Below are 13,451 nucleotides of genomic sequence, written 5' to 3' on the forward strand. Positions count from 1 at the left end.
GCTACCCGGACTTCGAAGGGCAGGACAACGGCGTGCTCGGCGGCACCTACGAGCGATCGCAGGAGCCGGAGTTCCAGGAGGCCGTCGAGTCGTGCCTGCAGGTTCGCGCCCGACATCCAGGAGCGGCAGGTCCCGTAGCTAGAGCGGGAGCCGGCTCCGGGTCGGGGCCGATGGCGTCCTGGACCCGCGCGGGAACGGACCGCAGCGTCTCGGCGTCGGTCCCCACGGGCCTCCAGAACAGGTCCTCGAGCGCACCCGTGTGCGCGCGGATGCCGGAGAGGACCGCGCGACGCCCGTCCGGCGTCATCACCACCCAACTGCCGCGGCCGTCCGTCGGGCAGTCCGCGCGCTCCACCAGCCCGCGCGCCACCATGCGCGTTACCTGGTGGCTCACGCGCGACTTCTCCCAGCCGATGCCCGCGGCGATGTCGCGCACCCGCAACCGGTGCTCCAGGTCGCGGTGCAGGCCGATCAGGATCTCGAACTCGGGATCGAGATCCCCGCGCCCTGCTGCACGGCGTGGTCCAGCGCCCGATCGAGCCGTCGCCAGACGTCGTGGTAGGCGTCCACGTGGCCCAGTCGTGGCCTTCGGCCCCGGGTTCGACATGGCGCCAGCGTATCCACCTCGGACCCCGTGGCGGCGGGGATCATGCGTCCGGATGAGGCTCGGGGGCACGCACAGCTCCTCCGAGGTGGGGTCGGGGGCTCGGCATACGATCGAGGCATGCCGAGCGCCCGACCCCAAGGACTGCACCGACGACGCCGTCGCCCTCGTGCGCCGGTGGACGGCGGCGTCCGCCGGGGCCAAGCCGGAGCCCGGCGCCGCGCGTCTGGCGGCGGTGCTCCGTGACGAGCAGGGGCTCGGCTTCACCCGCGGGTTCGTCGACAAGGTGATCCGTCCGGAGGACCGAGGTCGTGGCACGCAACCTCGAGAAGGTCGGTCAGGACGTCCCGGACGCCCTCGCCTGGTACCTCCGCGGTGCGGTGACGTTCGGCGGTGGCTTCGCGACCATGGCGCCGTGGGCGGTCGTGCCGACGGCGCGGAAGATCCTGCGTCGGATGACCGGGCACCTCGTCGTCGCGCCGCCACCCCGGCGAAGCTCGGGCCCGCGCTCGCGAAGGTCGCCGGACCGGGGACCCGGCTCAGCGTGACCCTCCTCGGCGAAGCGGTCCTCGGCACCGCCGGCAGCGGCCGGCAGCTGCAGGGTTTGATGGACCTCCTCGCCCGCGACGACGTCGACTACGTCTCGATCACGGTGCGCTCGGTCCTGCCGCAGATGTCGCCGTGGGCGTTCGAGCGGACGGTGGAGCGTGCCGTCGACCAGCTCGTGCCGCTGTTCCGGCTCGCCGCGTCGGCGCCCGTCCCGAAGTCGGTCACCCTCGACACCGAGGAGCACCGCGACCTCGACGTCACGCTCGCGGTGTTCCGGACGCTCCTCGACCGCGACGAGTTCGTCGGACTGCACGCCGGCATCGCGCTCCAGGCGTACCTGCCCGACACCGCAGCGGCGCTCGAGTCCCTGACCGAGTGGGCCGTCGCGCGCCGGGCCAGGGCGGTGCGCCGGTCTCGGTCCGGCTCGTCAAGGGCGCGTACCTGGGGACGGGATGGGTCGACCGCGATCCTGCGCGAGTGGCCGCTGGCGACGTGGGGCTCCAAGCAGGAGACCGACACCGCGTACCTCCGGATGCTCGACGCCGCCCTCTCGCCGGAGCGCACCGAGCGCGGTCCAGATCGGCGTCGCCGGAGCACTGCTTGTTCGACCCTGGCCACGGCGTGGGTGCTCCGCCCGAAAGCGGCGCGGGGTGACCGACGCGGTCGGCGTCGAGGATGATGCTGCTCGAGCATGGCCACCACCCACGCCGACGCCGTGCGCGCTCGGCGTCGGGCGGATCACGCTCTCCACGCCCGTCGTGCAGCCGGACCGTTCGACGCGGCGATCCCGTACCTCGCCCGGCGGCTGCAGGAGAGCGCCGCCCCCGTAGCTACTTCGTGGCGAGTGCCACCGAGATCGACGCCCGCAGCAGAGGCAGCCTTCGAGCGTGCGCGCGGCCGCTGGCTCGCCGCGGTCCGGGCGCTCGACGCGCCGGATCCCGTGCCGAGCAGCCACCCGCCAGGACGCAGGACCGCCGCCGGCCCGTCGGCGAGCCGGTCTTCCACCGCGATGCCTTCCGGAGACGTCCCCGACACCAGACCCGTCGATCGCCGCGAACCGCTCGTGGCGCTCCAGGACGTCCTCCGCCGCGTGCCCCGGTCGCGGCTCGGTGCGCAGACCATCCGCGGCGCGAAGGTCGCCAGGCCGCTCGACGCTCGAAGCGCATCGTCGCCCGGACACGCCGAGGCCGGGGTCAACTGGGGGCGGCAGGATCCGTCGGACCGGGCCGAGCTCCTCGGCCTCATCGCGCACGCCTCCGAGACCCGACGGGGCCGACCTGATCGAGGTGATGGCGGCGGAGACCGAGCGCGACCCTCGCCGACGCCGACACCGAGGTCGAGCGCGGCGGTCGACTCCGCGCACCACGCCGCCGCCAGCGCCCGCCGTCTGGCGGACCTCGACGGCGACGGCGCCCGGTATTCGCTGCCGCCGTTCACCGTGGTCGCGTCGCCGTGGAACGGCCCCGTGGCGATCCCGGCCAGCGGGGTCCTCGCCGCACTCGCCGCGAGGCGGCGGGTTCGTCCTCCAGCCCGCACCGCAGGCCAAGCGCTGCGGAGGCTCACCTCGCCGACGTCCTCTGGGACGCGGGGGTTCCGCACTCCCTGCTCGGACTCGTCGACCTCGACGAGAACGAGCTCGGCCGCGACCTCATCGCGCACCCGGCCGTCGACCGCATCATCCTGACCGGGTCGACCGACACCGCCCGGTCGTTCCGCTGGTGGCGCGCCGGCCTGCCCCTGACGGCGGAGACCACCGGCAAGAACGCCGTCGTGGTCACGCCGAGCGCCGACCTTGACCTCGCCGTGCAGGACATCGTGGAGTCCGCGTTCGGGCACGCCGGGCAGCACTGCTCCGCCGCGTCCCTGGTGGTCCTGGTCGGGTCCGTGGGCGAGAGGCGAGCGCTTCCGCCGCCAGCTCGTCGATGACCACCTGCACGCTGCGGGTCGCATGGCCGGACGACCCGACCGCGCAGGTCGGACCGCTCCGCATCGCCGAGCCGACGGGCACGCTCCGCGCCGGCCTCACCGAGCTCGCCCGGGGGAGAGCTGGCGTCGTGAAGCCAAGTGCCCTCGACGACTCGGGGCGGCTGTGGTCACCGGGCATCCGCGACGGCGTGCGCCCCGGCAGCGACTTCCACCAGACGGAGATACCCGGCCCGGTCCTCGGCATCATGCGGGCGGAGACCCTGGAGCAGGCCCTCGCGATCCAGAACGGGACCGACTCCGGACTCGCGGCGGACATCCGCCCGCTCGACGCCGACGAGGTCGCCGAGTGGATCACCGGCGTGCAGGCGGGCAACCCGGCGGTCAACCGCGAGGTCACCGGTGTGGTCGACCGACGCCAGCCGCTCGGCGGCTGGAAGGGCTCGGCGGTGGGGACCGGCACGAAGCCCGGCGGCTCGATGTACGTCGCCACCCTCGGCCGGTGGGAGCCTCTTCCGCGCACCGTCCACAAGAGCATCCAGCTACGGGCTCCGCCCCGGGTCACCGCCGTCATCGAAGCGGCCCGCAGCGGTCTGTCGTTCGAGGAGTTCGACCAGGTGCGTGCCGGTGCGCTCAGCGACGTGCGCGCGCGGGCGACCGAGTTCGGGGTGTCGCACGCCGTCCGGGCTCGTCGTGCAGCGGAACGTGCTGCGGTGGCGGCCGCAGTCCGTGATCGTCCGACAGGCCGAGGGTGCGCCGATCGGCGACCTCGGCCGGGTGCTCGTCGCCGCGACGGCGGCCCGCGCCCACGTCCTGCTGAGCAGCGCCCGCCCGCTCCCCGGTCCGCTCACGCAGCTGTTCGCCTCCAGTCGGTCCCCACTGCACGTCGTCGACAGCCTGGTCGAGTCCGACGACGAGTTCCTGCGTCGGGCGGCGTCCGGCGCCGTGTTCCAGGAGTCCTGGTCGACCGGCGACGACGAGCCCCAGGACGCGCTCGAGGTCGTGCTCTCGCAGGGTCGGGAACGTCCGGCCCACACGGCCTTCGGCGGACCGGGAGCCCGGATCCGTCTGGTCGGCGGAGACCCCCTCGCGCTCGAGGAAGCCCCTCGGCGCGAGTATCGACGTGGCGATCCACGACGCCCCCGTGGTCGAGGCCGGGCTCATCGAGATGCTGCCGTTCCTCCGCGAACAGTCGGTGTCCGTGACGGCGCACCGCTTCGGCGACCTCGACCCCGACTTCACGGAGCTGCATGTCCGACCCGCGCACCCTGCACGCCGAGGGACTGTTCAACGGCCGCGACCTCGGCGGGCTGCCGCTCTGGACGGCGGGACGACCCCGCGGGGCCGGGTCTTCCGGTCCGAGGGCGTCGACCGGCTGACGTTCGACGGGTGGCAGGCGCTGTACGACGCGGGGATCCGGACGATCGTCGACCTGCGGGCCCCGTCGGAGACCGCGAAGGACACCGGTGTCCGCCCGGAGTGGCTGACCACCGTCGTCGTCGACCACGACGGCCTCGACGTCGCGCCGTCGTTCTGGTCGGCGTACTGGGAGACCGGCCTGGTCGGCACCCTGTACTACGGGCCGCACCTCGACGAGCTGCCGGAACGCACGGGCGAAGCACTGCGGGTGATCGCACGGGCCGAGCCGGGCGGGGTGCTCTTCCACTGCGCCGGCGGCCGTGACCGCACCGGCATCGTGGCCCTCGCCCTCCTGACCATCGCCGAGGTCGAACCGGCGGCGGTCGTCGCCGACTACCTCGTCACGGTCGAGAACGCACCGGCACTGCTGGCGTCGATCGGGGTCCCGCCGACCGAGGAGAAGATCGAGGCACTCTGCGCCGAGCACGGCACGACGGTCGAGGGGGCCTTCCGCGGGGCGCTCGACGGGTTCGACGTGGACCGGTTCGTGGGCCGCTCCGGTCTCGACGCCGCCGACCTGGAGGCACTGCGCACGTTCCGCGCACACGTCACGTGAGCCGCGCCTCGGCTCGCGTGAGCCGCGCCTCGGCTCGCGTGAGCGGTGCCGCCCGTCGGCCGCCCGTCGGGGCCGAGGGGCGGACCGGGTCAGTCCTGGGCGTCCCCCGGCGTCCTCGTCCTCGACGCCGGTCTCGTCCATCCGGTCGCGCAGGTGGTCGGCCATCGCGCCGGCGCCCTCGCCGTGGTGGTCGTGGTCGACCTGTTCGATGAGTCCGCGCAGCTTTCTCGTGGTTCGTCGCGTCGGTGGCGCCGTCCATGACGGGCTCGGTCTGTTCCTTGTCGCTCATGCCGTGGACGCTACGCCGCGGTGGTCGGGATCAGGTCCGTGCGTGCGCAGATCGGTAGTGCAGCTCGACGGCGCCGCCGGTGAACGGGGTGAGCCCGACGAGCTCGAACACCGCCGTCGGTGCGGCCACCGGCGAGGGGCGCGCCGGCCCCGAGCGCGATCGGCATCACCGTCACCCGGAGTTCGTCGAGCAGACCCGCCGCCTGGTACTGGGCCGCGAGGAGTTCGCCGCCGACGACCCACACGTCGCGTTCCCCGGCGGCGTGCTCGAGCGTCGCCTGGTGGTCGGCGACGGACCCCGCGACGAAGTGCACGTCGGCACCGTCCGGCACCGGCAGCTCGCGCGAGGTGAACACCCAGGTGGGCATCGTCGGGTACGCCCAGGTGTCGTCGTTCGCGAGCAGCCACTCGTACGTGGTCGACCCCATCGCGATCGCACCGACGCCGGCGAAGAAGGCGTCGTGGTGCTCCTGGAACGGCTCGAAGCCGAAATGCAGGAGCCAGTCGAGGTCGTCACCGGGGGCGGCGACGAAGCCGTCGAGCGACGAGGCGACGAGGTAGGTGGTGGCCATGTCCGGACGCTACCGACGACCCCCGACAGGCCGCGGCCGCGGTCTCGGCGTCAGGCGCGGCGACCGTGTCCGACAGCCCACACCTCGGCCACCGTGAGCACGAGTGCGATCCAGGCCTGACCGACGGCGAACCGCCGCCGTGCCGGGTCGAGCGCGAGGGGCACCATGGTCGCGCCGTGCGCAGCGTCGACGACCGCGCTGAGGGTGTGCGCCTCGGCGCTGCTGGCGCGGAGCACGAGGGCGGCCTGCGCGAGCTGCCGGACGCCGAGCACCCGGTCGAGTACCACGTGCGGGTCGTCCGACCGCGTCGCCCGGGCCAGGTGCCAGACGCCCAGGCCGGCGCGGGCGATCTCGACCGCGCGCCGACGGGCGGTGATCCGCGCGCGGCTCGGACCCCGGGTCATCGTCGACGTCCCGCCGCGAGTACCACCGCGCCCACGGCCCCGGCCGCACCGACGACCGCTCCGAGCAGCCCGTTGCCGAGCCGACGGTGCTCCACCCACCAGGTCTGCGGCGACCACGCGTGCGCCGACTCGTCGAACACCCCGTGCGCGCCGTGGTCACCCGGCACCGGCTCGTAGAGGTTGTCCTGCATCTCGAGGCCGTCCTTCTCCGGGTTCTGCTGCCCGGACACGAGCGTCTTCGCGGCGTACCAGTCGGCGAACCGCCCGCTGATCCGGTTGCCGAGGATCGTGTAGACCGTCGACTCGCCCACCCAGGTGCGGCGGCGCGGGCGTTCGGCGGTGGCGGCGATGGCCCGGGCGCCGACCTCGGGCTGGTAGATCGGGGCGACCGGCTGCGGGTGGTGCGGCAGCTTCGACTTCACCCACTGGAACTGGATCGTGTTGAGCGCCGGCATGTCCACGCGGGACACCTGCACGTGGCTGCCCTGCTCGATGAGCTCGGAGACGACCGACTCGGTGAAGCCGACGATCGCGTGCTTCGCGCCGCAGTAGGCCGCCTGCAAGGGGATGCCGCGGAAGCCGAGCGCCGACCCGACCTGGATGACCTGGCCGTGGTCGCGGGGGACCATCCGCGAGAGCGCGGCGCGGGTGCCGTTGACGAAGCCGAGGTAGGTGACGTGCAGGGCACGCTCGAAGTCCTCGGGCGCGGTCTCGAGGAACCGGCCGAACACGCCGACCATCACCCCGTTGACCCACAGGTCGATCGGCCCGAGCTCCTGTTCGACCCGGTCGGCCGCGGCCTCGACGGCGTCGCGGTCGGAGACGTCGGCGACCAGTGCGAGCCCCCGGCGTCCGGCGGCCTCGACCTCGGCGACCGCGGCGTCGACCCCGTCCCGCCCGCGTGCGAGGACCGCGACGTCCCACCCTCGTGCCGCGAGTTCGCGGACGGTCGCCCGTCCCAGTCCTGCGGATCCACCGGTCACCACTGCCACTCGAGTCATGGGCCCAGTTGTACGCAGGGGCGGCGCGGCATCACTCAGCCGTTGTCCCCCGACGGGCCGTCGCCAGGTGCGAGCGGACGTGCACCAGGGTGGCGTCCTCGTCGGGCGCCTGCGGGATCGCCTCGAGCGAGAACGACTCGACGACACCCTCGCCGAACAGCACGCAGACCGTCGACCCGCCGAACTGGAAGTACCCGAGCTCGTCGCCCTTCGCGACCCGGGCGCCTGGCTCGATGCCGTCGCCGATCACGCACGACGACACGTCCGACATCCCCACGAAGACGACGGCGACGAGTCCGAGGTCGGCGTCGTCCGCCTCGATGACCACGATCGCGCGGGTGGCGACGTGGGCCAGGTACCCCTGCGACAGCGTCGGCTCGGCGGCGTCCGGCCCCTGCGACTCGGCCTCGGAGTAGTACGTGCCGGGCTGCACCCACGCGTTCACGATCTTCCCGGACACCGGGCTGTACCCGCCGGTGGTAGTCCACGGCGCTCAGGAAGGCCTGCCACACCGTGCCGCCGACGAAGGCGTCCACGGACTCGTCGCCGGCCAGGAGCTCGTCGAGCGAGTACGGCTCGGCCTTCACCCAGAACTCGTCGCGACGGCGCACCCCGCTGGCGATCCGGTACGGGGTGGCCTCGCACGGGCTGACCACGACGGCGTCGTCGTCGGGTGCGGCGACCGGCCGTTCGCCGTCCCGGAACCGTCGGGTGAAGAAGTCGTTCCACGACGCGAAGCCCCAGTGCTCGTCGTCGGGGTCGTGCTCGAACTGGTCCATGCCCACGGTCCGACGTGCGGCGTCGCTCCGCCAGCCGTCCGGGGTGTCGACGATGACGTCGGCGGACTCGGGCGAGGACAGGAAGGTGCACCAGGCCCGGAGCACCTCGCGCAGCGCGTCGTTGACCCGCGGGTCGCGGTAGAAGGCGAAGCCGGCCGGCGTGGCCTTCGTCCAGTCGAGGATGCCGTCGAGCGGCGTCATGACCATCTGCTCCTCGCCCCACTCGGGCGCGCTCCGGATGACCTCGTCGACGAGCTCCAGCAGTTCCTCGACGCTCTCGAGGTGCCGCTCGGCGTACTGCCGGCCGCTCGGCACCTGCGCGATCATCTCGTGCGCCTCCATCCGGAGGACCGGGTCCGACTCGATGACGTCACGGAGCGCGGCGACCGCCGGGTGGAGCACCTGGTCGGGGTCGCGGTCGGCGAGACGGTCGCGTCGCCCGCGGAGCCACGCTTCGAGGCCGGACTGCTCGGCGGGGAGCCACCCGGCACGGCGGCGGACGTCCTGGGATGCACTGCTCACACACCGGACCGTACCGACGACGACCGCGCCCGGTCCCAGCGATCGCCGTCAGCGCCCGAGACCGAACCGGGTCGTCACCCCCGGCGAGTACAGCACCGAGTCCGGCTCCAGGTCCGTCAACGCGAACGGCAGCCCCGCGGCACCGACCAGGTCGTCCCGCAGCGACACCACCGACGCGCGGTGCAACGGCCACGACTCGTGCTCGTTCGGCCAGAACCGCGTCCGCCCGAGCCGTCGCACGTGCATGCCCCACCGCGCCGTCAGGAAGGTCTCGAGCGCGGTCGGCTCCGCCACCGTCGTCCCGACCCGCACGTCCAGCAGCGATCGCAGGTGCGTGCCGTGCCGCCGCATCGCGTACGCCACGCGGTCCGGTGCCGGCCGGCGGTGTTCGGCGACGGCCCACTTGTACGGCAGGCCCGTCGCCACGCGCGCGCCCACCGTCGGGGCGAGCTTGCCGGCGTCGAGGGACAGGAACACGACACCGTGCCGTCCGCGGTCGTCCACCGTGTAGACGCGGACGTTCACCTCGATGAAGTCGCCGACCGAGCCGACGGACACCGGCGGGAACCGGGTGTCCGTGAACCGGAAGCAGATGAGGCCGACCCAGGTGGTCGCGCCGTCGTCGACGCCGTCGACGCCGAGGGTGTCCGGCCGCGTACCGGCCGGCAGCAACGGGGCGACCGCTGACGCGTCGACGCGCCAGTGCGCGAACACGACGTCGCGCCAGGCCTGCTCGATCCAGGGGCGTCCGGTCAGGCCGGGGGCGGCGGCCGGGGAGGCGCGGTGGTGCCCCCGGCGGGCGTGGTCGCGGTCACGAGGTGGTCGCCTCCGGGGCGATGTGCCCCGCCACCGGCGCGTCGTCCCACCCCTGCTGCGGGGTGTCACAGGTACCGCGGAACACGTACTGCGACGGGCGCTTCCGCTCGCTCGACGTCCAGTCGATCGCGGGGCGACGGCGCTCGGGCGGCACGGTACCCGATCCGGTAGACGGCCATCAGCTCGAGGGAGTCCGGCACCCGCAGCAGGTCCTCGATCTCCTCCCACGCGCCCGGGGTCTCCATCGGGAAGGACACGAACTGGATGCCGAGGCCGAGCTCCGTCGTCGCGAGCCAGATGTTCTCCATCGCCGCCCCCATGCTGAACACCGAGTAGAAGCCGGACAGCTCCTCCTTCCGGTACTCGTGCCGGTCGAGCATCACCCCGAGCAGCAGCGGCGACCCGGCGACGAGCTTCCGGTTCTCCTCGCCGAGGCTCTGCGGCACCCGGAGCGTGTTCATGAGCAGCTGCCCGCGCTTCGTGAACACCTGCTTCGTGAAGGGCTTGAGCGGTCCGGGCAGCTTGTCGAACAGCATCCCGTCACGCCGCGCGTCCATCTCGGCCTGTGAGAACCGGAAGTACGGCTTGTACCGCTCGAAGAACGTCCCCTCGGCCATCGTCCGGGTCATCGAGCTGCCGCTGATCTCAGCGACACGGTCGATCGTGGCGCGCTCCTCGACCAGCACGAATCGCCACGGCTGGCTGTTCAGCTGCGAGGGAGGCCCGTCCGGCCAGCTCCATCAGGAGCCGCTGGTGCTCCTCGGAGACGGGGTCGGGCAGGGAAACGCCCCGTTCGTCGTGCGCCGCCGTCGGATCGCTTCGAAGAGCTCCACTGCTCACCTCTCTGATCGCCTGCGTGCGAGCACGGCCCCCAGGTAGGACGGTGCGGCGGCGACCGCGACCTTCCAGTGTGCTCCGGAGCGGGGGTTCGTGCGTGGGAGCGACCGCCAAGGGAACGAGTGCCGGCAACAGGAACAGCGCCGACCGGTCCCGCGTCCACACCAGGGTCGTCGCGGCGACGCCGGTCAGGGTCGCGGTCACCACGAACAGGCCGTGGTGCACGACGCGGAGCTTCTTCGTCCGGATCAGCCGCACCGCGACGGCGGCGCCCCAGAGGCAGTTCGCCAGGTAGGCGACGCTCGCAAGGGTGACCAGCTGTCGGGCCGGGCGCGATCCCGTGGGTGCCGAGCCGCGCCTCCAGACCGTCTTCCGTCCCATGGCCGGGACGCTACGCGGTCTCTCGACTGACCAGCTTGGAGAGCACGATCGCGGGGCAGGTGTGGTCCACCTGCGGTGCGAGACGGACCTTGTCGAGCGCTTCTTCGAGTGCCGAGGAGGTCCTTCGAGCGCATGTGCACGACGGCGTCGGCGCTGCCGGTGACGGTGCCGGCGTCGATGACCTCGGGAACGGTGTCGAGCAGCGACCGGAGCTCGTCGGGGGAGACGGTGCCGCGGCAGTAGAGGCTCCACCCAGGCCTCGGTGCCGCGGTCCTCGACAGCGGGGTCGACCTTGATCGTGAAGCCCTGGATGACCCCGTCGCCGACGAGCCGGTCGACCCGGCGCTTCACGGCCGAGGCCGAGAGTCCGACCACCGACCCGATGTCGCCGTAGCCGGCACGGGCGTTCTCCCGGAGCTGGTCCAGGATGCGGTGGTCGAGCGAATCCATTGACACCATCCTACGCGGAAAGCTTCTTGCACGGCCCGGGGTTCTGCGCACGAAACGTGCGCGCCCCGACCGCGGGTGCCACGGCGTTTCGCATCCCGTTGCTGCACCCCTCGGACGGTTCTGTCTAGACTCGTGATCGGCGTCGACCTGGTCCGCCACGGCGAGTGAGCCTGCATCTCGCCGGAGCACCTCTCCTTCGTTCCCTTTCGGTTCCTGGCAGGCTCGGGCCCCGGTCCCTTCTCGTGGAGGACTGATGTCGAACACCGCACCCTCGACCACCGATGCACCGGCCCGTACCGCGACCAAGCGGACGATCCTGATGTGCAAGCCGGACTTCTACACGGTGAGCTACCGGATCAACCCGTGGATGCACCCCGAGGACCCCACCGACACGTCGAAGGCCGTCCAGCAGTGGCAGTCGCTCGTCGACGTCTACGAGGGCCTCGGCTTCGACATCTCGTACATCGACCCGATCGACGGTCTGCCCGACATGGTCTACGCGGCCAACGGCGGGTTCGTCCTCGACGGTGTCGCCTACGGCGCGAAGTTCCAGTACCCCGAGCGCCAGCCCGAGGGTCCGGCCTACATGGACTGGTTCCGTCAGGCTGGCCTGACCGTCGCCGAGCCCGAGGAGACCAACGAGGGCGAGGGCGACTTCCTGCTCATCGGCGACACGATCTTCGCCGGCACCGGGTTTCGCTCGGACAGCACCTCGCACGAGGAGCTCGCGAAGATCTACGGCCGCGAGGTCGTCACCCTCAAGCTCCATCAACCCGAGCTTCTACCATCTCGACACCGCCATCGCCGTGCTCGACCCCGAGCCCTCCGTCGACGGGACGAGCAACATCGCCTACCTGGAGAGCGCCTTCGACGAGCCGTCGCTGGCGATCCTGCGCGAGCGCTTCCCCGACGCGATCATCGCCACCGAGGAGGACGCCGCGATCCTCGGGCTCAACTCCTACTCGGACGGGTACAACGTCGTGATCGCCTCCCGCGCGACCACGTTCGCGGAGCAGCTCAAGGAGAAGGGCTACAACCCGATCGGCGTCGACCTGTCCGAGCTGCTGCTCGGCGGCGGCGGCGTGAAGTGCTGCACGCTCGACCTGCACCCGGTCGGTACCGGCAACTCCGTCGCACGGGGCGCCTGATGACCAGCGCGCTGGGGACGAACACCGCCGCGCTCGCTCGTCGAGGACCGTGCCCTCGCGCAACAACTGCAGCCCGCTGCCGTCGTCAGCGCCTCCGGCGAGGGCGCCTGGGTGACGGACGTCGACGGCAAGCGCTACCTCGACGGCCTCGCCGCGTACTCGGCGGTGAACTTCGGCCATGGCAACCCGCGGCTGCTCGACGCCGCCCGGGCCCAGCTCGACCGGGTCACGCTGACCTCGCGGGCGTTCGTGAACGACCAGCTCGGGCCAAGTTCGCGTCCGCGCTCGCGTCGTTGACCGACACCGAGTGGTGCTCCCGATGAACACCCGCGCGCCGGGGCCAGCCGTGGAGTCCGCGATCAAGGTGTCCCGTGCGTGGGGCTACCGCGTCAAGGGCGTGCCGGCCGAGCGGAGCCACCATCATCGTGGCGTCCGGGAACTTCCACGGCCGCACCACGACGATCATCTCGTTCTCCGACGACCCCTCGGCCCACGATGACTTCGGGCCGTACACGCCGGGCTTCCGCACCGTGCCGTACGGCGACGCTGCGGCCCTCCGCCCGAAGGCGATGGACGAAACCGTCGTCGCCGTGCTGCTCGAGCCGATCCAGGGCGAGGGCGGTGTCGTCATCCCGCCGGAGTCGTACCTCCCCGCCGTCCGCGAGATCTGCGACGAGTTCGGTGCGCTCTTCGTCGCCGACGAGATCCGCTCCGGGCTCGGCCGCACCGGGCACACCTCGCCGTGCAGCGCGTCGACGTCCGACCGGACCTCGTCACGCTCGGCAAGGCCCTGGGCGGCGGCATCGTGCCGGTGTCCGCGGTCGTCGGGTCGGCTGCCGTGCTCGGCGTCCTGCGTCCGGGCGAGCGGGTCCCACCTTCGGCGGCAACCCGCTCGCGGCGGCCGTCGGGTCCGAGGTCGTGGCGATGCTCGACGAGGGCACGTTCCAGCAGCGGGCGCTCGACGGCGAACCGCTCCTGCGCGGGCTGCTCGACGGACCTGCTCGGTTCCGGGGTCGTCTCGCACCGGGTCGCCGGACTTCTGGGCGGGCATCGACATCGACCCCGCGCTCGGCACCGGCAAGGCCATCGCGAAGGACCTCGCCGACCGGGGCGTGCTGCTCGTGAAGGACAACGGCACTGGTCGACGATCCGCTTCGCGCCGCCCCTGGTCGTCACCGACGAGACGAGGTGCGCCTGGCGAT

9 protein-coding genes and 6 pseudogenes are annotated in these 13,451 nt (G+C 72.5%); 6 read left to right on the top strand and 9 right to left on the bottom strand.

The features are described from left to right. Positions 1-46 precede the first annotated feature (46 nt). Positions 47-607 (bottom strand): MarR family winged helix-turn-helix transcriptional regulator, encoded by a 561-nt coding sequence (locus ACZ8AI_RS16545; protein WP_464859058.1) that lies wholly within the window; start codon positions 605-607, stop codon positions 47-49. A 166-nt stretch (positions 608-773) separates the two neighbouring features. Between ACZ8AI_RS16545 and ACZ8AI_RS16550 the strand changes: the two genes are divergently transcribed. From ACZ8AI_RS16550 to ACZ8AI_RS16565, 4 genes and pseudogenes are all read left to right on the top strand, one after another. After that, positions 774-1,832 carry a proline dehydrogenase family protein gene (locus tag ACZ8AI_RS16550; protein ID WP_464859059.1) on the top strand — a complete coding sequence of 353 codons (1,059 nt, stop codon included), beginning with the start codon at positions 774-776 and terminating at the stop codon, positions 1,830-1,832. A gap of 773 nt (positions 1,833-2,605) precedes the next feature. Beyond that, complete coding sequence (locus ACZ8AI_RS16555; RefSeq protein ID WP_464859242.1) at positions 2,606-3,079, top strand: aldehyde dehydrogenase family protein; 474 nt, start codon at positions 2,606-2,608, stop codon at positions 3,077-3,079. Beyond that, positions 3,076-4,298, top strand: a pseudogene (locus ACZ8AI_RS16560) (hypothetical protein); the annotation flags it as partial. The gene ACZ8AI_RS16555 and the pseudogene ACZ8AI_RS16560, both read left to right, overlap by 4 nt. A gap of 153 nt (positions 4,299-4,451) precedes the next feature. Next, positions 4,452-5,051, top strand: coding sequence for a tyrosine-protein phosphatase (locus tag ACZ8AI_RS16565; RefSeq protein WP_464859243.1), 600 nt, complete (start codon positions 4,452-4,454; stop codon positions 5,049-5,051). Between the two features lie 299 nt (positions 5,052-5,350). Here the strand turns inward: ACZ8AI_RS16565 and ACZ8AI_RS16570 are convergent, their stop codons facing one another. From ACZ8AI_RS16570 to ACZ8AI_RS16605, 8 genes and pseudogenes are all read right to left on the bottom strand, one after another. Beyond that, positions 5,351-5,911: a dihydrofolate reductase family protein gene (locus tag ACZ8AI_RS16570; RefSeq protein ID WP_464859060.1), complete on the bottom strand. Its 561-nt coding sequence runs from the start codon at positions 5,909-5,911 to the stop codon at positions 5,351-5,353. A gap of 50 nt (positions 5,912-5,961) precedes the next feature. Further along, the gene (locus ACZ8AI_RS16575) at positions 5,962-6,315 is read right to left on the bottom strand and encodes a hypothetical protein (RefSeq protein WP_464859061.1); all 354 of its coding nucleotides are present in this window, start codon (positions 6,313-6,315) and stop codon (positions 5,962-5,964) included. Next, positions 6,312-7,316 (bottom strand): SDR family oxidoreductase, encoded by a 1,005-nt coding sequence (locus ACZ8AI_RS16580; RefSeq protein WP_464859062.1) that lies wholly within the window; start codon positions 7,314-7,316, stop codon positions 6,312-6,314. The genes ACZ8AI_RS16575 and ACZ8AI_RS16580 overlap by 4 nt, the downstream gene beginning before the upstream one ends. 31 nt (positions 7,317-7,347) lie before the next feature. Further along, on the bottom strand, positions 7,348-7,776 hold the full coding sequence (locus tag ACZ8AI_RS16585; RefSeq protein WP_464859244.1) for a phosphatidylserine decarboxylase: 429 nt from the start codon (positions 7,774-7,776) through the stop codon (positions 7,348-7,350). Positions 7,777-7,789: 13 nt separating this feature from the next. Next, positions 7,790-8,617, bottom strand: a pseudogene (locus ACZ8AI_RS16590) (phophatidylserine decarboxylase associated domain-containing protein); the annotation flags it as partial. Positions 8,618-8,665: 48 nt separating this feature from the next. Next, complete coding sequence (locus ACZ8AI_RS16595; RefSeq protein WP_464859245.1) at positions 8,666-9,373, bottom strand: YqjF family protein; 708 nt, start codon at positions 9,371-9,373, stop codon at positions 8,666-8,668. Between the two features lie 55 nt (positions 9,374-9,428). Then, positions 9,429-10,266 (bottom strand): annotated as a pseudogene (locus ACZ8AI_RS16600) (nitroreductase family protein). Positions 10,267-11,017: 751 nt separating this feature from the next. Then, positions 11,018-11,110, bottom strand: a pseudogene (locus ACZ8AI_RS16605) (AsnC family protein); the annotation flags it as partial. Positions 11,111-11,354: 244 nt separating this feature from the next. Between ACZ8AI_RS16605 and ddaH the strand changes: the two are divergent. Both ddaH and ACZ8AI_RS16615 read left to right on the top strand, forming a co-directional pair. After that, a pseudogene (ddaH, locus tag ACZ8AI_RS16610) lies at positions 11,355-12,249 on the top strand (dimethylargininase). Then, positions 12,249-13,423, top strand: a pseudogene (locus ACZ8AI_RS16615) (aspartate aminotransferase family protein); the annotation flags it as partial. The pseudogenes ddaH and ACZ8AI_RS16615, both read left to right, overlap by 1 nt. Positions 13,424-13,451 lie beyond the last annotated feature (28 nt).

It is taken from the genome of Curtobacterium sp. AC273, from assembly GCF_979253735.1.

Excerpts from the sequence above, each read along its gene's own strand:
- ACZ8AI_RS16580 (WP_464859062.1), bottom strand. The coding sequence starts at position 7,316 with ATGACTCGAGTGGCAGTGGTGACCGGTGGATCCGCAGGACTGGGACGG.
- ACZ8AI_RS16575 (WP_464859061.1), bottom strand. The coding sequence starts at position 6,315 with ATGACCCGGGGTCCGAGCCGCGCGCGGATCACCGCCCGTCGGCGCGCG.
- ACZ8AI_RS16570 (WP_464859060.1), bottom strand. The coding sequence starts at position 5,911 with ATGGCCACCACCTACCTCGTCGCCTCGTCGCTCGACGGCTTCGTCGCC.
- ACZ8AI_RS16545 (WP_464859058.1), bottom strand. The coding sequence starts at position 607 with ATGTCGAACCCGGGGCCGAAGGCCACGACTGGGCCACGTGGACGCCTA.